This window comes from Amycolatopsis sp. NPDC088138 (assembly GCF_044741685.1).
Classification (GTDB): Bacteria; Actinomycetota; Actinomycetes; order Mycobacteriales; family Pseudonocardiaceae; genus Amycolatopsis.
Genome location: NZ_JBIUTB010000004.1, coordinates 1,053,580 through 1,069,914, shown reverse-complemented (window position 1 = coordinate 1,069,914; position 16,335 = coordinate 1,053,580). Strand labels below are relative to the sequence as shown.

Sequence of the window (16,335 nt, the reverse complement as noted above, 5' to 3'; positions counted from 1 at the left end):
CGTGCCGCGCGGTTGCGAGCCCGACGGCCGACAGGCTCGGGATCGGGGTTTTCGGTCACGGTTCCCCCTCGTCCTCGTAGGGGCTGTCCCAACCGTCCCGTTGTCCCAAGGGGATGACGTTGTCTTGGGACGTTGGGACACTTGGGACAGTGGTGTAGAGGCCGCGTTTGGGGCGCTCGAGCCGCCCCGACGAGTGCATCCGGGCCAGGTACCGGCGGGCGTCGGGCCCGAACGCTTCCTCTACCTCGTTAGCGCGCACCCCCTGCGGATGCCTGGCCACGAAGTCGAGGATCTCCGCAGACCGGTCACCAAGGGCTTCGGTCTGCTGCCGCAGCATCGCGCGCTTCGATGCGACGTCGAGGTCTTCGCCGTCGAGGGACCAGGCGCCGTTGTCGACGGTGAGGGCGTAGGAGTTCTCCGGCACGTCCCGACCTGTGACCTTCAGTAGGCCCTCTGTGGACTGTCGCGCACGGACAAGTACGGCGATGGTGTCCATCGCGCCGGCGAGGCCGTTGGTGCCGGACACGGAGTCGACGAAGTCGTCGCTCGCTGCCTTCCGGTCGTGGTGCACCACGACGACGGCGAGCCCGGGGTGGTGGTCGGCGATCCCCTTGAGCGCACCAGCCACGCGATAGTCACGCTGGTACGCCGATTCGCCCGGACGTGCTTCAGGCATGGCCTTGCCGAGGGTGTCGAGCACCACCAACGCCGTGTCCGGGTACACGTGAAGGAACGCGTTGATCGTGTGGAGCACCATCCCGGGAACCACGGTGGTGAGGTAGTGGAATAGCTCGGGGATCGGTTCGCCGTTCAGCAGTTCCCGGCACCGGGACTGCATGCGCCGGTCGCCGTCCTCGAGTGCGAGGTACAGCACTCGCCGCGGGCGTCCACAGGGGATGTGTCCCAGTGCGTAGCCGCCGGAGGCGATGGCGAGCAGTAGTCCGCCCAAGAGGTAGCTCTTGCCTGTCTTGGGTGGGCCGACCAGCAGGGTGCCCCCTTCAGGGAACACGCCGTCTACAGCCCACTTCAGGGGCGGGAACACCTGCGCGTCGAGCCATGCACCATCCCGGACATCGGCGAGGAGGTCGGGGGGCTCCTCGTGGTCGCGGTTGTAGAAGTCCTCGGGGACACTCACGCCGCCCCCTGCATGAACTCGGCGTAGGGGCAGGCTCCGCGGCATCTGCGCGCGCAGGTGAGGCGCACACCGTCGCGACTGTCGACGCTCTCCGACGGCCCACACGGGTTCTTGGGAGTAGAGATTTCTACGTCCATGAACCGGCGAAAGGGGCTGCGGCTGCCGCTCTCTGTCGGCGGTAGCCGCCGGGCGGTCAGCCACTGTTGGTATCGCAGGCTCCGGACCCGCACTGAGTCGGCGTCACGCTTCAGCTGTTCAGGGATCGCGGCGTCATCGTTTACGCTTGTCTCAACGTCGTGGTGGACGTGGTGGTCGGGCGGGGTCCCCTCGGGGCCCCGTTCGTCGTTTCCGAGGCTCATGCCGTCCGAGCCTCCGTGGCTTCGGCGTGCAGTTCCTCGAGCCACGCCCGAACATCCTCGGCGGCGTACAGCACCAACCTTCCTGGCTTGATCGACACCGGGCCGGTGCCGATGTGACGCCAGTAGCGCACCGTTTCCGGGCTGGTCCTGCAGAGGTCAGCGACTTCTTTCGTGGTCAGGTATTCGGGCATCGCCCGCTCCCTTCGGTAGCAACCTTCCAAGCTTGCTACCAACGCTATCCCCGGCCAAACCCGGTGGGAAGCGTTGACACTTCGTATCGTTTGATGCAAGCTTCGTATCGTGAAGCTGAGCATCGGAAACGGCGGATGGATCCGCGTTGACGACCCCGAGCAAGCCGGCCCCCTCTTCGTACGTCTCTCAACTGACGACACGGGGCGGTGGCGAGTCATCGACCTGTATCTGGCCGGCGATCGCCCGTTGACCGGGGCAGACATGCGGTCACTGCCGTTCTCGAAGATCGAAGCGTTAGCCAACGACCCTGACGTGACAGCAGAGATCGAGAAGCACGCCGCCCTCGCCCCGGTACCTCTTCGCGTCCTGGCTTCGCACTACGGAGCGACCTTCGGGTCTGCCGCGAAGCATTGGGTGGCGGACGCCTACCGGTCACAGTTCCCGAACTCTGGCGTCCCGGCCGTAGCTGAAGCCAAGCCGCGCAAGGTGGTTCCAATCCCCGACGTACCACCGTTGCGGGCACCGGAAGGCAGCAAGCTCACGGACGCCTTCCTGCGCGAAGTTCATCGCGCCTACAACGCCGCTATCGACCGCAACGAGTGGCCCGCACTAGCCCTCGCCGCGCAAGCCGGGGTCAGCAAGCACACCGTCCGCAAGTGGGTGTACACCGCACGCCGCCGAGGGATCATGCCACCGGGCAAGCAGGGAGTCGTGAGCTGACATGGGGTACACCAAGGACCTGTGGACCCGCCCGGAAAAGCAGCCGGACGGCGAGACCAAGCGCGTTCCCAACGCCCGGTGGGGCAAGGGCAAGCGCTGGTTGGCGTGCTGGCTTGACCCGGACGAGCAGGAGCGCACGAAGGCGTTCTCAACGAAGACGCCCGCGACGAAGTACTGGCAGAAGATGGAAGGCGATCGCGACCGCGGCGAGTACGTCGACCCGAAGGCCGGAAAGGACCTCGTCTCGGTGCTCGGCAAGCGCTGGCTTGGGTCAGTGAAGGTCGACCCGTCCACCAAGATCAAGTATGAGCAGATCCTCCGTTTGCACGTAGAGCCCGAGTTCGGCAACCGAGCCGTGAAGTCGCTGCGGAAGCCGTCCGAGGTCCAAGCCTGGTTAACCGAGAAGAGCGAGAAGTACGGCGACTCCACGGTGATGCTGTGCCGGCTGGTCCTCGGCGGGATGCTCGAGCTCGCGGTCGTCGACGGCGACCTCCGCAAGAACCCCGTGCGGTCCCGGATCGTGTCGACCGGCAAGACACCGAGCGAGAAGGTCGTCGTGTGGTCGGACTCGCGGATGTGGGGCGTGATCGACGCCCACCCGGAGACCATCCGGGCGATGCCGATCGTCGGGGCAACGTGCGGGCACCGCGAGGGCGAACTGTTCGCCATCGCGGTGGAGGACATCGACGAAGAACGCGAAGTCATCCACGTCCGCCGACAGCTCAAGCGGCTGGGGGCGACCTGGGTCTACGCCCGGCCGAAGAACGACACGGAGCGCGTGGTGCCAGCAGCGGCCTCAACGCTGCGCGTGCTGAAGAACCACATGGCCATGTTCAAGCCCCAGCCGGTCACGCTGCCCTGGGAGCGCGAGGGAGGCGAGCTGCGCACTCACAGGCTCGTGTTCCCCCACCCCGAGACCGGCAGACACTTCAAGCCCAGCCTCTACGACCGGTTCTGGGATCACGCCCTGGCCGATGCGGGCGTGACCACGCGGACCAGACGCGACGGCCGGCACGCCATGCGGCACTTCTACGCGAACCTGCAGCTGTCCGGCGGGACCTCGATCAACGAACTCGCGGTGTACCTGGGCCACCACGACCCCGCGTTCACGCTGCGGGTGTACGGCCATCTGCAGCAGGACTCGCACGAGCGGGCGAGGAAGGCAGTCGATCAGCGGTTCTTCAAGCCCCGTCCGGTCGCTCGCCATGCCTGAGCGCGCTCAGACGGAGCATGGACGGAACAGCGCCCCCGGTGAGGGTCCGCGGTCACCGCGAACGAGCAGGTCAGACCCGTCGCTACCCCTCCGGGAACGGAAGATCGACGTCTTCTTCGCGGTGCTGTTCTCGGCCTTCACGATCACCTCGCTGATCAGTGACCTGCTGCCGACCGTGGGCGTGGACTTCTCGCAGCCCTCGGACAACTTCTTCGTCAACTCCAACTACTGGTACGCCCACGACGCGGACCAGCTGTTCATGCACCCGCCGGACTGGATGCGGATCGTCACCGGGCTCTCGGCGTTCGTCTACATGCCGTTCTACGTCGTGCTCGTGTTCGCGCTGCTCAGCGGCAAGAACTGGATCCAGCTGCCGTCGGTGGTCTACGCGACGATGATCGTCACGCTCACCGGGGTCGTCGTGTTCGGCGTCGAGTTCTTCGGCGACCCGGCCATGCGCACCGGCAACCCGGCGAAGTTCCTCGCGTTCAACCTGCCCTACGTCCTGGTGCCGCTCCTGCTGCTGATCCGGATGCGCGCGCCGAAGCCGTTCACCCGCCGCTTCTGACGCTTCTGACGCTTCTGACCGGGAGGCACCGTGCCGTACTCGTTCCTCAGCCACCTCGACTGCTCCCGGACCGGCGAGCGCGCCGACGCCGACGCCGTCCAGGGCCTCTCCCCCGCCGGGGCGCCGCTGCTCGCCCGGTACGACCTCGACGGCGTCCGCGAAGCCGTGACGCCGAAGGAGATCGCCGGGCGCGAGCCGACGCTGTGGCGCTACCACGAGGTGCTGCCGGTGCGCTCGGCCGAGCACGTCGTGAGCCTCGGCGAGGGCATGACGCCGTTGCTGCGCCTGCCGCGCTACGGCCGTGAGCTGGGGCTGTCCCGCCTGTGGATGAAGGACGAGGGCCTGGTGCCGACCGGCACGTTCAAGGCCCGAGGCGCCGCGGTCGGCGTCTCGCGGGCGGCCGAGCTGGGGGTGCGCGGGATCGCCATGCCGACCAACGGCAACGCGGGCGCGGCCTGGGCGCTGTACGCGGCGCGTGCGGGGATGACGAGCCTGGTCGCGATGCCGGACGACGCCCCGGAGATCACCATGCGCGAGTGCGTCGCCGCCGGCGCCGAGCTGTACCGGGTGGACGGTCTGATCGGCGACGCGGGGAAGCTCGTCGCCGCGGCGGTCCAGCGTCGTTCGGGGGTGCAGGACGTTTCGACGCTGAAGGAGCCGTACCGCATCGAGGGCAAGAAGACGATGGGCTACGAGATCGCCGAGCAGTTCGGCTGGCGGCTGCCCGACGTGATCCTGTACCCGACCGGCGGCGGGGTCGGGATCATCGGGATCTACAAGGCGCTGCTGGAGATGCGGGAGCTGGGCTGGGTTTCCGGCCCGCTGCCGCGGCTCGTCGCCGTCCAGGCCACCGGGTGTGCCCCGATCGTCGAAGCGTTCGCACGCGGTGCCCGGGAGAGCGTGCCGTTCCCGGACGCGCGGACCGTCGCCTTCGGCATCACCGTGCCCAAGGCGCTCGGTGACTTCCTCGTGCTGGACGCCGTCTACGAGACCGGCGGCACCGCGGTCGCCGTCACCGACGAGGAACTCCTTGCCGCGCAACGGGAACTCACCGAGCGTGAAGGCACGTTCGTCTGTCCCGAAGGGGGAGCGTGTTTCGCCGCGTTGCGGCACCTTCGCGAATCCGGCTGGCTCGAAGGCGACGAAGACGTCGTCGTGCTCAACACCGGCGCCGGGATCAAGTACCCGGAGACGGTGCCGCTCGACGTGCCGCTGCTGGCGAAGACCGACTCGATCCCCTAGAGGACCGACTGCACCGCTTCGGGAGTGCGGGCGACGACGGTGGTGCCGTCGTCCGCGGTGATGATCGGCCGCTGGATCAGCTTCGGGTGCTCGGCCAGGGCCTCGATCCAGCGCGCGCGGTCGGCGCCGGTGCGGCCCCACGTCTTGAGGCCGAGTTCCTTCGCGATCGGCTCGGCGGTGCGCGTGATGTCCCACGGCTCCAGGCCGAGCCGCTTCAGCACGGCCTTCAGCTCCTTCGCCGTCGGCGGGTCGTCGAGGTAGCGGCGGACGGTGTACTCCGCGCCGGCTTCGTCGAGCATCGACACCGCTGACCGGCACTTCGCGCACGCCGGGTTGACCCAGATCTCCACCGGCGCAGCCTACCGCGATGGTTTTGGAGCACGCGTTCTGTTACCGTCGCGGCATGCCCCGCCCCCGCGTCCACGACCTCGACGCGCTGCTCGACGTCGCCGAGCGGCTCGTCGCGTCGTCGTCGGATGTCACCGTGCGCGGCCTCGCCGCGGCCGCGGGGGTGCCGAACGGGACGATCTACCACGCGTTCGGCTCGCTCAGCGCGCTGCTGGCCCAGGTCTGGCTGCGTGCGGCGACCGCGTTCCTCGACCTCCAGACTTCGCGCGTGGACCAGGCTTCCTCTCCGGTGGAAGCGGTCGTCGCGGCGGCCGACACGCCCGCGGTGTTCGTTTCGGTGCGTCCCGACGGCGCCCGGATGCTGCTGCGGGTCAAGGCGGACCGGCTGTTCGGGCCCGAGCTGCCCGGCGAACTGGCGGACGCCCTGCACGCGCTGGACAAACGCCTGATCGCGCTGCTCGTGCGGCTCGCGCGCCTGGTGTGGGACCGCGGTGACGGCCTGGCCGTCGAGGTGATCACCACCTGCGTCGTCGACCTACCGACCGCGTTCTTCCGGCGGGACATCACCGATCCACTGGTACGGGAGAGGCTCGCCGCCGCGGTGCGGGCCGTGCTGACCGTGCCCCCTCGAGAGAAGGACCACCCGTGACCGACCCCGTTTCCGTGCTGGACCTCGGCGATGACGAAAACCGCTTCTCGCTCGACTGGCTGCAGCGCGTGCACTCCTTTTTGGACGGTGTGACCGGCGCGCTGGTGACCACCGGCAGCGGCAGGTTCTACTCGAACGGCCTCGACCTCGACTGGCTCATGGCCAACGGCGACCAGGCGGGCAAGTACGTCGCGGAGGTCCAGGAGCTGTTCGCCCGGATCCTGACCCTGCCGGTACCGACGGTCGCCGCGGTCAACGGCCACGCGTTCGGCGCCGGCGCGATGCTCGCCATGGCGCACGACTTCCGCGTGATGCGCACCGACCGGGGCTATTTCTGCTTCCCGGAGGCCGACATCAACATCCCGTTCACACCGGGGATGGCAGCGCTGATCCAGGGCAAGCTGACGCCGTCGGCGGCGATCGCTTCCATGACCACGGGACGCCGCTTCGGCGGCGCGGACGCGCTCGCTTTGGGCTTGGTAGACGAAACCGCGCCGGAGGCCGACCTGGTGAAGGTGGCTTCGGACCGCGTCGCGGCTTTGGCGGGCAAGGACCCGGGCACCCTGGGCGCGATCAAGGCGACGATGTTCGCCCCGGCCGTCACGGCCCTGCGCACCCCGGCTTAGCCCTCCGGCCCCCGGTATCCAGCTTACCGGGGACCACCGACAGTCCGTCCGGCTTCGCTCGGCTTGCAAGCCGTGAATGGCCCATTGAGGGACTCTAAGTCCCTCAATGGGCCATTCACGGCTTTCGGTGAGGTGACGCGGCCTTGCCCCCGGCTGCCACCGCCCCACGCGCCCTGGCCTGATGTCGTGAGGGGCACCTTCATGGCTCTTAAGTCCATGAAGGTGCCCCTCACGGCTTTGAACGCTCGGCGAGACGGCGGCGTAAGTGGGCGCGCTCCGGTTCGGTACCCGCGAGGGCCAAGGCGTCTTGGTAGGCCGCAGCGGCTTCCGGGAGCCGGCCCAGGCGGCTGAGCAGCTCGCCTCGCGCCGCCGGGAACGGGGCGTAGGACTGCAGGCGGGGTTCGTCGGACAGGGCGTCGAGGAGAGCCAGGCCCGCGGCCGGGCCGTCGCGCATGGCCACCGCGACCGCGCGGTTCAGCTCCACCACCGGGGACGGGGCCAGGCCGCGCAGGACGTCGTACAGTCCGACGATCTGCGGCCAGTCCGTGCCCGCCACGTCCGGCGCCTCGTCGTGCAGGGCCGCGATCGCCGCCTGGACGCCGTAGAGGCCGGGCGGACCGCCCGTGAGCGCGACCAGAACCAGAGCGGCTCCCTCCTCGATCATCGTGCGGTCCCAGCGGGCGCGGTCCTGGTCGTCCAGCAGGACGAGGTCGCCGTCGTGGCCGGTCCGGGCGTCGCGGCGGGCGTGGACCAGCAGCATCAGCGCCAGCAGGCCCGCGACCTCGCGCTCCGCGGGCAGCAGCCGGCGCAGGATCCGGGCCAGCCGGATCGCCTCCTCCGCCAGGTCCAGGCGCTGCAGATCCGGACCCGAACTGGCCGCGTACCCCTCGGTGAAGATCGAGTAGACGACCTGCAGCACCCCCGGCAGCCGGCTGGGCAGCTCGGCGGCGTCCGGCACCCGGAACGGGATCCGGGCCGTGCGGATCCGGTTCTTCGCCCGCACGATCCGCTTGCCCATCGTCGCGCTGGGCACCAGGAACGCGCGCGCCACCTCCGGCGTCGTCAGCCCGGCGAGGCAGCGCAGGGTCAGCGCCGTGCGGTCCTCCGCGGGCAGCGCCGGGTGCGCGCAGGTGAAGAACAGCTGGAGCCGCTCGTCCGGCAGTTCGCCGTCCGGCGACGGGGCGGGCGCGGCGCGGTCGGCCTCGACCTGCAGCACCGCGAGCCGGGCCGCGTAGGCCTGGTCGCGGCGCAGCCGGTCGACGGCCTTGCGCCGGGCCGTCGTCATCAGCCAGGCGCCCGGCTTCGGCGGCACGCCGTCGACGGGCCAGTGCGTCAGCGCCGCCTCGATCGCCTCCGACGTCACCTCTTCGGCCAGGTCGAGGTCGCCGAACCGGCGGACGAGCGCGGCCAGCAGCAGCCCGCGCTCCTCCCGGAACACCGCCTCGACCGACGCGCCCGCCCTCTCCGGCACGATCGTCAGTCCCCGTAGGACGCGAGCGGCCGGACGACGATCGAGCCGCCGTCGCGGGCCCCCGGACAGCGCGCCGCCCACTCGAGCGCGACGTCGAAGTCCGGCACGTCGACGACGAAGTAGCCGCCGAGCACCTCCCGCGACTCGGCGAACGGGCCGTCGGTGACGATCCGCTCGCCGCTCTCGTCGACGCGGACCGCGGCGGCGGTGGTGAAGTCGGCGAGCGAGTTCCCGTGGACGTGCACCCCGGCGTCCTTCATGGACTTGTCGAACAGCATCCAGTCCTCGGGGGTGCTGCAGCCGGTGGGCGCGCCGTCGGCGTCGAGCGAGGCGTTGATCAGCATCAGGTACTTCATGGTGTTCCTCCGTCAGGTAGTGCTCGGTTGCCGTACGACACCACTACGAACGGCTCACGGCACCTTGGACACCTCGCCGAAGATTTTCGCATGTCAAAAATCCTTCAGCCGCTTGATCCGGTCGATGTGGGCCGGGTGCCCGGCCAGCAGCCGGGCCCACAACCGCCGCTCGTCACCGCGGTGCAGCGTGATCCACTCCTTCAGCAGGGCGATCAGCTCCGGGCCGTAACCCAGCCGCGCCGCCATCCGGTCGGCCCGGTACTCACCGAGCCGTTTCGACCAGGCGAGCACCGGGCCGAGCAGCGGCGCCAGCAGCAGCCACGGGTCGAGGAACGCGAGCGCGGTGAGGATCCCCAGGCTCAGCAGCACGGTGACGAGCACGGCCACCGCCCGCCCGAAGGCCGCGAACGCGCGGCCGACGTACGGCACGACCAGGGCGAGCAGCCGGACGAGCCGGGTCAGGATCCGGGCCGGGAGCTCCAGCCACCAGATGAGCAGCGAGATCCGCGTGTGCCCGGCGAGGTGGTGGCCGAGCTCGTGCGCCAGGATCGCCTCCAGGCTCGGCGGCGGCAGGTCGAGGGCGGTCCGCGTCACCGCGACGGTCCGGCCGCCGGCCGCGAAGGCGTTCAGCTCGTGGGACCGTTCGACCCACAACCGGTACCGGCCGCCGTCGACACCGGCGGCCGCGCAGACCGCCTGCCAGCAGGGGGTCAGCCGGGCCAGCTCCCGCGCGGTCGGCGAGCGCATCCCGAACACCAGCGGCAGCAGGAAGTGCTCGAACGCGGGCACGAACGTGATCGCCCCGGCCACCACCCACCCGGCGGGCGGGACCCAGAAGTACGGCGGCCAGGCGAGCTTCCCGATCAGGGCGAGCACGAGCAGGCTGCTCGCGACGACGGGCACGGAAAGCACGATGCCCAGGACGGCGGACAGGTCCGGTCGCGTGCGGCCCGGGCTCAACGGAACGCGTCGGCGTGCGCCGCGGCCCAGTCGGCGAACGTCCGCGCCGGGCGGCCCGTCACTTCCGGGACCGCCGGGTGGACCGTCGCTTCGTCGAGCGTGCCCTCGACGTAGAAGTTCCAGAACGCCTCGACGTACTCGCGCGGCATGCTCGCCTCGAGCTCGGCGCGCGTCTCGTCGTTCGTCAGCCCCACGCAGCGCAGGTCCCGGCCGAGGACCCCGGCCAGCACCGCGACCTGGTCGGCGGGCCGCAGCGCGGCCGGGCCGGTCAGGTCGAGGATCTCGCCGTCTTGGCCGCCTTCGAGGGCCTTGACGGCGACGGCGGCGATGTCGGACGGGTCGACGCACGCGACCGGGACGTTCGGGAACTGCGCGCGGATCGTGTCACCCTCGTGCAGCTGCGGCAGCCAGCGCAGGGCATTGGACGAGAAGGCGCGCGGCCGCAGCAACGTCCAGGCCAGGCCCGAAGCCCGCACCGCGCGTTCGGACCGCGTCATGTACGCCGAGACGGCGTTGCCGAGGTCTTCCAGCGCCGCCGACCCGCCGGACAGCAGCACGATCCGGCGCACGCCCGCGTCGCGAGCGAGGTCGAGGATCTCGTCCGGGTAGCCCGAAAGCAGGAAGATCGCTTCGACGCCCTTCAGCGCGTCGCCCAGGCTGCCCGGGTCGTTCAGATCGCCGACGGCGGCTTCGGCGCCGTCCGGGAGCGGGGTTTCCGGCCGCCGCACCAGCGCGCGGACCGGGGCACCCGCCCCCGCGAGTGCCGAAACCACTTCGGCGCCGACGTTTCCGGTCGCGCCGGTGACCAAGAACATCGAGCCCTCCCCAGGTGTCCCGGGGAGAGTACTGCCGTCCGGCGGCGGGCGGAACCGCTCGCCGCCGGACGTGGCGTCAGCCCGGGATCTCGTCGAACTCGACGACCTGGCGCACCTCGACCTCGATCTCGGCGTCGAACAGCTCGGCGTACGACGTCGCGAACGCGACGGCGTCCGCCAGGTCCTCGGCGTTGATCAGCGCGAACCCGCCGATGACCTCCTTGGCCTCGGCGAACGGGCCGTCGGTGACGCGGATCGCCGCGCCGCGCGGCTTGCGGACGAGCGCGCCCTTCTCCGACGGGTGGACGCCCTCCGCCGTGATCAGGCGGCCGTTCTCCGCCGACTCCTGGATGAACCCGCCCATCTTCTCGATGAACTCCGGGCTGGGGTTCCAGGCCTCGGGGACGCTCTCGTCGAGGCGGTGCATCATGAGGAAACGCATGGCTGACTCCCTGGTGTTCTCCGGCCGTGGTCCGGTTCGCTCCCGGACGCGATGAGCGGCCTTCACCCCCGCGTCGATCGGCCGCTCGCGGCGTTCGACATTTCTCCGGGGAGATTTTTCCCGGAGATTATCCCGGCGCGCGCCACGGCGCCGGTTCCCGTGCTGACCAGGGCCAACACAACGAGACCCGCGCCGAGACCGGCCACCACCCAGCCCACGCCGGGCACCGCGCCGGCGATCGCGACACCCAGGGTGGTGCCGGTCTGGCGCCCGGTCGAGGCCAGTGACGCCGCCACCCCCGCCATCGACGCCGGCATCCCGGCCATCGCGGTGTTCGTGATCGGCGGGTTGACCGTGCCGAGGAACAGGCCGAACAGCAGGGAGACCGCGAGCACGACGGGCAGCGGGGTGGCCGGCCCGAGCCACGCCGACGCGGCGCCGCCCAGCGCGAGCGCGATCCCGGCGACGACCAGCGGCAGCCGCGGCCCGCGGGTGCCGACGAGCCGCCCGGTGACCGGGGACAGCACCAGGACCAGCGCCCCGACCGGGAGCAGGCACAGCCCGGCGTCCAGCGCCGACAGGCCGCGGACGTCCTGGAGGTACTGCGTCGTCACGAACAGGAACGCGCCGAAGCCGCAGAGGGCGAAGACCGCCATCACGATCGCCGCGCTGAACGGCACGCTGCGGAACAGCCGCAGTTCGAGCAGCGGGTCGGCGCGTCGCGGCTCGTAGACGAGGATCCCGGCGACGCCGAGCGCGGCCACCGCGAGCAGGCCGAGGACCACCGGCGACGACCAGCCGAGGTCCCGCGACGCGATGATCGCGGACACGACGCAGCCGAGCACGAGCACCACGAGGACCTGGCCGACGGGGTCGAACCGGCGGGCGCGCGGCGCGCGGGACTCGGGCACGGCCAGCGTGGTGGCCACGATCGCGGCGGCGGCGATCGGGACGTTGACCCAGAAGACCGCGCGCCAGCCGAAGGCGTCGACGAGCACGCCGCCGAGGATCGGCCCGAGCACCAGGGCGAGCCCGGACATGGCGCCGAACACGCCGATGGCGCGGGCCCGTTCGGCCGGCGCGGGGTAGGTGGTGGCGACGATGGCCATCGCGACCGGGTTGAGCATCGTGCCGCCGACGGCCTGCAGCGCCCGCGCCGCGATCAGCCACCCGATGCCCGGCGCCAGCCCGCACAGCAGCGACCCGGCGCCGAAGACGGTGAGCCCGACGGTGAAGACCCGCTTGCGGCCGAAGCGGTCGGCCGTCGACCCGGCGAGCACGAGGAACCCGGCCAGCACCAGCGTGTAGGCGTCGATCGTCCACTGCTGCCCGGCCAGGGAGGCGTGCAGGTCACGGCGGATCGACGGGAGGGCGACGTTGACGATGGAGATGTCCATCACCACGAGGACGATGCTGACGCAGCAGATCGCCAGCACCAGCCCCCGGTTGGCTGTCGGAGCGTTCATGGTTTCCGACGGTAGGATTTAGAGTGTGCTCGAAGTCAACGCTGTGCCCATCCCGGCGGCCGGGCTGACGATCGCCGACGCCGCCCGCCGCACCGGCGTCAGCGCGCACACGCTGCGCTACTACGAACGGGCCGGCCTGGTCGTCACCCGCGTCGACCGCACCTCCGGCGGCCGCCGGCGCTACCGCAAGCTGGACCTGGACTGGATCACGGTCTGCACCCGCCTGCGCGCGACGGGCATGCCCATCAGGACGATCCGCGAGTACGCGGAGCTGGTGGCCGCCGGGCGCGGCAACGAGAAGGACCGGCTGGAGCTGATGGAGGCCCACCGGGCCGAGGTGCTGGCGAAGCTGGCCGAGCTGCAGGAGAACCTGCAGCTGATCGACCACAAGATCGACGTCTACCGAGGACGCCTCGAAGCCGGGGACGCGGATCAGCTCTGGGCACCTCGCTGAACAAAGGGGATCGTCCCGTTCTGGCAGAATCAGCGCATGGAAATCGACGCCGCAGGCAACCCGGCGATAAAGGGCCCGGCAGCCGTCCCCAAGCCGGCCCGGCTCGCACACCTGCGCATTGATCCACGCGGCTACCCGATCATCGCCACGGTCGGCCAGGGTTCTGACGAGGTCGACTTCGGTTCTCTGTCGGAGAAGCGCAAACTGGTTCTGGCCACGTTCGATCTGTGCGCCGTGTGCGCACTGCCTTTCGGCGACGAACCGCGGTGGCAGGTCTCCTTTCACGAAGATCGACTGAAGCTGCGCACGTGGGTGTCCAACGAAGCGCCAGTTCATGAGGTGTGCGGACTCTACGCGGCCCAGGTCTGCCCTTTCGTTTCTTCACCCTATGCTCGCTTGGGCGACGAATTTCGCAAAGGGCAGCGGCGGCCGGATGTCGTCGTGTTGGCCGGGTTCAAGCAGACCAAAAGAGTGTTCGGCAGGCGGTCCGGGCTTCAAGGTTCTGAATTCGTCCTGCACTTCGAGACCACGGACCTTGTGCGCTCACACAGCTTGCACGATGGGACCGAAGCCAGACAGGCCTACGAGGAGCTCCTGCAGAACGACCCTCCTGTGCCCCCCGATGTTGAGGAGCGGGAACTCGCCGACCTGATATGCAACCTGACAGCCGAAGAAAACGAGGATTCCGGCGGTGTCATGGCCGGTGCGGCATGGTTCGCTGGCGCAGCGTTCTGCCCAGGTGTACGCAACGTGCAGGGCATGGAACGGTACGCGAAAAATGCTTTCTACACTCAGATCGCGCAACGCGTACTCACGGAGCCCGGGTTCGCGCAGGAGTTCATGGGCAGCGACGACCCCAGCACGCGTGCCGCGATGAAGTGGCTGACCACCCGGTCGTCTCTTCCGGACACCTTGAAAAGCTGGCGGAGCAGCGCGCTGAATCGTTTGGGCCGCGAGCACGAACCGGCGTCGGGAAGCGGGAAAACGTCAGATCAAAGAAAGACGAAGCGCAAGGCTCAGACCGCAACCCGGCGCAAAAACCGCCGTTGACCCCAGCGCCTAGGGGCTGAGCGTCCGGTCCACCAGCTGGAGCCCGAGGTCCGGCGTCACGCCGTCCGGGTTCGTGACGCGCAGGTCGCGGTACCACGACTCCGGTGCCTCCGGGTGCGGGCCGACCACGCCGACGCGGCCTTTTCCGTACGGGGTAACCAAAGCCGCGATCTTGTCGTTCGTGTAGCGCGCCAGCACGGTCACGGAAGCGCCGGAACGCAGGACGAAGTCCGGGCCGTCCTGGAAGTACATCTGACGGCGCTGTCCCAGCCAGTCGACCGGGATCACGGTGTCCCGGGTCGAGCTCACCTCCGCGCCCGAGGTGGCGATGTACTGCTCGGTGTCGCCCGGCAGCAGACTGAACCCCGGGGTCGCGCCCGCCAGGTAACCACCCAGGCAGAACCCGAGGTAACGCCCGCCGCCGCGGACGTAGCCCGTGATCACGTCCGCGTAGCGGCGCATCACGCGCCAGGCGTCGTCGAGGCTGCCGCCGCCCGGCTGGGCGTACACCGCCGCCGTCGCCAGGGACTGCGTGGTCAGCTGGGTGTTTTCGTCCGGTCCGCAGAACTCGACGCGCATGCGGCTGCGCAGCAGGTCCGCGACGGCGTCCGAGCAGGCGCCGGTCGACGCCTTCCCGCGGTAGACCAGCGCCAGCGGCCGGGTGTCGGGGCCGGGCCCGCCGCACGCGGCCAGCAGCCCGGCCGCCACGGCGCCCGTCAGGACCAGCCGGCGCGAGACCGTCACGTCGCGACCTGCAGCCGGGGCTCGGGCGCCACCCACCGTTTCGCTCGTGTGGCCAACGCCGTGACCAGGGCTTCCAGCGGTCCCTTGCCGGCCGTCGCGCGCCAAGCCAGGCCGACCACCAGGACCCCGGCGACCTGCAGCGCGTAGCCGACGCCGGAGGTGTAGACGTCGTAGTCGGAGTTCAGGAACATGATGTGGGCGGTGTAGAAGGTGAGCGTCATGCTCCCGGCCGCCGCGAGCGGCGCGAAGACGATCTTCGCCACCCGCAGGCGGCCGAGCAGGAGCAGCAGGCCGAGCAGGGCCATCGCCGCGCCGGTGGTGCCGACGAGGTCGGGCGCGGTGCCGGTGTGCGGGCCGTCGACCGCGAGCCACCAGGGGGTCGACGTCGGGGTCGTGCCGTCGCCGCCCAGGTTGAGCAGCTCGGTGGTCTCCGGCGCGGTCAGGACGCTGCCCGGCTGCGCGGCCCAGATCGCCGCCAGGCCACCGAAGCGGTTCAGCAGCACCCACGACACCGCCGCGGCGCCGACGGCCATCGTGACCCCGGTGACCAGCAGCGTGACCGCCACCTTGACGCGGCTGAGCGTCAGCCGCCCGATCACGATCCCCGCGCACAGATAGGCCGTCCACGCGAGCGCCGGGTACTCCCCCGTCAGCGACAGCTCGGTCAGCAGCCGCACGGGATGCTCTGCGGCGTAAGCGAAACCGTTGTTCAGCAACGTCGGCTCGGGCAGGCGCGGTTGCAGAAAGTGGGTCAGCGGCGGGACCCCGGCCACCACCGCGACACCCACCCCGGCGACCGCCCAGCTCGGCAGCAGCACCAGCGGGATCGCGAGCAGGAACAGCACCGCGTAGTACGGCAGGATGACGACGGCGAGCTCGGCGTCGGTGTACCCGAGCGCGAGGCCGATGACGCCGATCGCGAGCCCGCGCACGGCCAGCATCGCCGCGGTGGGCCCGAAATCCACCCGCGCCACCCGGCGGCGTCCGGTCATGAACGCGATCCCGAGCCCGGCCAGCACAGCGAACGTCGCCGCCGCCCGGCCACCGAAGATCGCGAACGACGTGGACGGATGGCCCGGCGAGCTTTCTTCGATCAGCGAGTGCACTGCCATCATGCCGAGTAGGGCGATCCCGCGGGTCGCGTCAACGGCGGTCAGGCGGACCTTGGGCGTGGCGGCGGTCATCGGGCCATCACCGAGTCCACCGAGTCGCGGCCGTAGCGCAGGAGACCGCCGTCGGCGTACCCGTCCCGGGTGGCCTCCGGATGCGGCCCAACGCCGAGCAGCGCGATCCCACAGGTCGCGTCAACGGCGGCCAGGCGGACCTTGGCCGCGATCATCGGGCCAACTAGGTCGTGGCCGTAGCGCAGCGGCCGGAAACCGCGGTCGGCGTACCAGCCCCGGGTGGCCTCCGGATGCTGCCCCACGACGCCGAGCAGCGCGATCCCCCGGGTCGCATCGACCGCGGTCAGACGGACCTTCGCCGCGATCATCGAGCCATCACCGAATCCACCAGGTCGAGCCCG

20 protein-coding genes are annotated in these 16,335 nt (G+C 70.3%); 8 read left to right on the top strand and 12 right to left on the bottom strand.

Translation table 11 applies throughout. The features are described 5' to 3' along the window. Positions 1-55 precede the first annotated feature (55 nt). Both ACIOD2_RS25755 and ACIOD2_RS25750 read right to left on the bottom strand, forming a co-directional pair. Positions 56-1,135, bottom strand: coding sequence for an AAA family ATPase (locus ACIOD2_RS25755; RefSeq protein ID WP_400542815.1), 1,080 nt, complete (start codon positions 1,133-1,135; stop codon positions 56-58). 355 nt (positions 1,136-1,490) lie between these two features. After that, entirely contained in the window at positions 1,491-1,685 is a 195-nt protein-coding gene (locus ACIOD2_RS25750) for a helix-turn-helix transcriptional regulator (RefSeq protein ID WP_400542812.1), read from the bottom strand. Positions 1,686-1,794: 109 nt separating this feature from the next. Here ACIOD2_RS25750 and ACIOD2_RS25745 point away from each other — a divergent pair, with 109 nt between their 5' ends. The 4 genes from ACIOD2_RS25745 (at position 1,795) to ACIOD2_RS25730 (ending at position 5,429) form a co-directional block, all read left to right on the top strand. Next, entirely contained in the window at positions 1,795-2,406 is a 612-nt protein-coding gene (locus ACIOD2_RS25745; protein WP_400542809.1) for a hypothetical protein, read from the top strand. A gap of 1 nt (position 2,407) precedes the next feature. Next, positions 2,408-3,619, top strand: a complete 1,212-nt coding sequence (locus ACIOD2_RS25740; RefSeq protein ID WP_400542806.1) for a tyrosine-type recombinase/integrase — start codon at positions 2,408-2,410, stop codon at positions 3,617-3,619. A 121-nt stretch (positions 3,620-3,740) separates the two neighbouring features. Continuing rightward, positions 3,741-4,187, top strand: a complete 447-nt coding sequence (locus ACIOD2_RS25735) for an EXPERA domain-containing protein (RefSeq protein ID WP_400542803.1) — start codon at positions 3,741-3,743, stop codon at positions 4,185-4,187. Between the two features lie 30 nt (positions 4,188-4,217). Further along, positions 4,218-5,429, top strand: coding sequence for a threonine synthase (locus ACIOD2_RS25730; RefSeq protein ID WP_400542800.1), 1,212 nt, complete (start codon positions 4,218-4,220; stop codon positions 5,427-5,429). On the opposite strand, the gene ACIOD2_RS25725 is transcribed toward ACIOD2_RS25730, so the two are convergent. Beyond that, positions 5,426-5,779, bottom strand: coding sequence for an arsenate reductase family protein (locus ACIOD2_RS25725; RefSeq protein WP_400542797.1), 354 nt, complete (start codon positions 5,777-5,779; stop codon positions 5,426-5,428). The two genes, ACIOD2_RS25730 and ACIOD2_RS25725, sit on opposite strands and share 4 nt — an antisense overlap. 53 nt (positions 5,780-5,832) lie before the next feature. Here ACIOD2_RS25725 and ACIOD2_RS25720 point away from each other — a divergent pair, with 53 nt between their 5' ends. Further along, positions 5,833-6,426, top strand: coding sequence for a TetR/AcrR family transcriptional regulator (locus ACIOD2_RS25720; RefSeq protein ID WP_400542794.1), 594 nt, complete (start codon positions 5,833-5,835; stop codon positions 6,424-6,426). Beyond that, positions 6,423-7,052, top strand: coding sequence for an enoyl-CoA hydratase/isomerase family protein (locus ACIOD2_RS25715; RefSeq protein WP_400542792.1), 630 nt, complete (start codon positions 6,423-6,425; stop codon positions 7,050-7,052). Before ACIOD2_RS25720 ends, ACIOD2_RS25715 begins: the two co-directional genes overlap by 4 nt. Positions 7,053-7,281: 229 nt before the next feature. Here the strand turns inward: ACIOD2_RS25715 and ACIOD2_RS25710 are convergent, their stop codons facing one another. The 6 genes from ACIOD2_RS25710 to ACIOD2_RS25685 all read right to left on the bottom strand — a co-directional run bounded on the left by ACIOD2_RS25710 (position 7,282) and on the right by ACIOD2_RS25685 (position 12,562). Further along, entirely contained in the window at positions 7,282-8,526 is a 1,245-nt protein-coding gene (locus ACIOD2_RS25710) for an RNA polymerase sigma factor (protein WP_400543263.1), read from the bottom strand. A gap of 2 nt (positions 8,527-8,528) precedes the next feature. Then, positions 8,529-8,879: a YciI family protein gene (locus ACIOD2_RS25705; protein WP_400542789.1), complete on the bottom strand. Its 351-nt coding sequence runs from the start codon at positions 8,877-8,879 to the stop codon at positions 8,529-8,531. Positions 8,880-8,972: 93 nt separating this feature from the next. Continuing rightward, positions 8,973-9,782 carry a M48 family metalloprotease gene (locus ACIOD2_RS25700; RefSeq protein WP_400542786.1) on the bottom strand — a complete coding sequence of 270 codons (810 nt, stop codon included), beginning with the start codon at positions 9,780-9,782 and terminating at the stop codon, positions 8,973-8,975. A 53-nt stretch (positions 9,783-9,835) separates the two neighbouring features. Further along, on the bottom strand, positions 9,836-10,654 hold the full coding sequence (locus tag ACIOD2_RS25695) for an NAD(P)H-binding protein (protein ID WP_400542783.1): 819 nt from the start codon (positions 10,652-10,654) through the stop codon (positions 9,836-9,838). Between the two features lie 76 nt (positions 10,655-10,730). Continuing rightward, positions 10,731-11,096: a YciI family protein gene (locus tag ACIOD2_RS25690; protein ID WP_400542780.1), complete on the bottom strand. Its 366-nt coding sequence runs from the start codon at positions 11,094-11,096 to the stop codon at positions 10,731-10,733. A 62-nt stretch (positions 11,097-11,158) separates the two neighbouring features. After that, complete coding sequence (locus ACIOD2_RS25685) at positions 11,159-12,562, bottom strand: MFS transporter (protein ID WP_400542776.1); 1,404 nt, start codon at positions 12,560-12,562, stop codon at positions 11,159-11,161. A gap of 25 nt (positions 12,563-12,587) precedes the next feature. Here ACIOD2_RS25685 and ACIOD2_RS25680 point away from each other — a divergent pair, with 25 nt between their 5' ends. Both ACIOD2_RS25680 and ACIOD2_RS25675 read left to right on the top strand, forming a co-directional pair. Further along, a complete protein-coding gene (locus tag ACIOD2_RS25680; RefSeq protein ID WP_400542773.1) occupies positions 12,588-13,016 on the top strand; it encodes a MerR family transcriptional regulator in 429 nt (142 codons plus the stop codon). Positions 13,017-13,052: 36 nt separating this feature from the next. Next, on the top strand, positions 13,053-14,066 hold the full coding sequence (locus ACIOD2_RS25675) for a hypothetical protein (RefSeq protein WP_400542770.1): 1,014 nt from the start codon (positions 13,053-13,055) through the stop codon (positions 14,064-14,066). A gap of 9 nt (positions 14,067-14,075) precedes the next feature. On the opposite strand, the gene ACIOD2_RS25670 is transcribed toward ACIOD2_RS25675, so the two are convergent. The 3 genes from ACIOD2_RS25670 to ACIOD2_RS25660 all read right to left on the bottom strand — a co-directional run. Next, positions 14,076-14,810, bottom strand: coding sequence for a BPL-N domain-containing protein (locus ACIOD2_RS25670; RefSeq protein ID WP_400542767.1), 735 nt, complete (start codon positions 14,808-14,810; stop codon positions 14,076-14,078). Beyond that, positions 14,807-15,994 (bottom strand): heparan-alpha-glucosaminide N-acetyltransferase domain-containing protein, encoded by a 1,188-nt coding sequence (locus ACIOD2_RS25665; protein WP_400542764.1) that lies wholly within the window; start codon positions 15,992-15,994, stop codon positions 14,807-14,809. Before ACIOD2_RS25665 ends, ACIOD2_RS25670 begins: the two co-directional genes overlap by 4 nt. Continuing rightward, the coding region (locus tag ACIOD2_RS25660) for a hypothetical protein (protein WP_400542761.1) at positions 15,991-16,335 on the bottom strand (345 nt) is incomplete at its 5' end. The genes ACIOD2_RS25660 and ACIOD2_RS25665, both read right to left, overlap by 4 nt.

What these genes read in the sequence shown, in the direction of transcription:
- ACIOD2_RS25750 (WP_400542812.1), bottom strand. Translation starts at nt 1,685, where the DNA reads ATGCCCGAATACCTGACCACGAAAGAAGTCGCTGACCTCTGCAGGACC.
- ACIOD2_RS25740 (WP_400542806.1), top strand. Translation starts at nt 2,408, where the DNA reads ATGGGGTACACCAAGGACCTGTGGACCCGCCCGGAAAAGCAGCCGGAC.
- ACIOD2_RS25720 (WP_400542794.1), top strand. Translation starts at nt 5,833, where the DNA reads ATGCCCCGCCCCCGCGTCCACGACCTCGACGCGCTGCTCGACGTCGCC.
- ACIOD2_RS25705 (WP_400542789.1), bottom strand. Translation starts at nt 8,879, where the DNA reads ATGAAGTACCTGATGCTGATCAACGCCTCGCTCGACGCCGACGGCGCG.
- ACIOD2_RS25695 (WP_400542783.1), bottom strand. Translation starts at nt 10,654, where the DNA reads ATGTTCTTGGTCACCGGCGCGACCGGAAACGTCGGCGCCGAAGTGGTT.
- ACIOD2_RS25690 (WP_400542780.1), bottom strand. Translation starts at nt 11,096, where the DNA reads ATGCGTTTCCTCATGATGCACCGCCTCGACGAGAGCGTCCCCGAGGCC.
- ACIOD2_RS25685 (WP_400542776.1), bottom strand. Translation starts at nt 12,562, where the DNA reads ATGAACGCTCCGACAGCCAACCGGGGGCTGGTGCTGGCGATCTGCTGC.
- ACIOD2_RS25675 (WP_400542770.1), top strand. Translation starts at nt 13,053, where the DNA reads ATGGAAATCGACGCCGCAGGCAACCCGGCGATAAAGGGCCCGGCAGCC.
- ACIOD2_RS25665 (WP_400542764.1), bottom strand. Translation starts at nt 15,994, where the DNA reads ATGACCGCCGCCACGCCCAAGGTCCGCCTGACCGCCGTTGACGCGACC.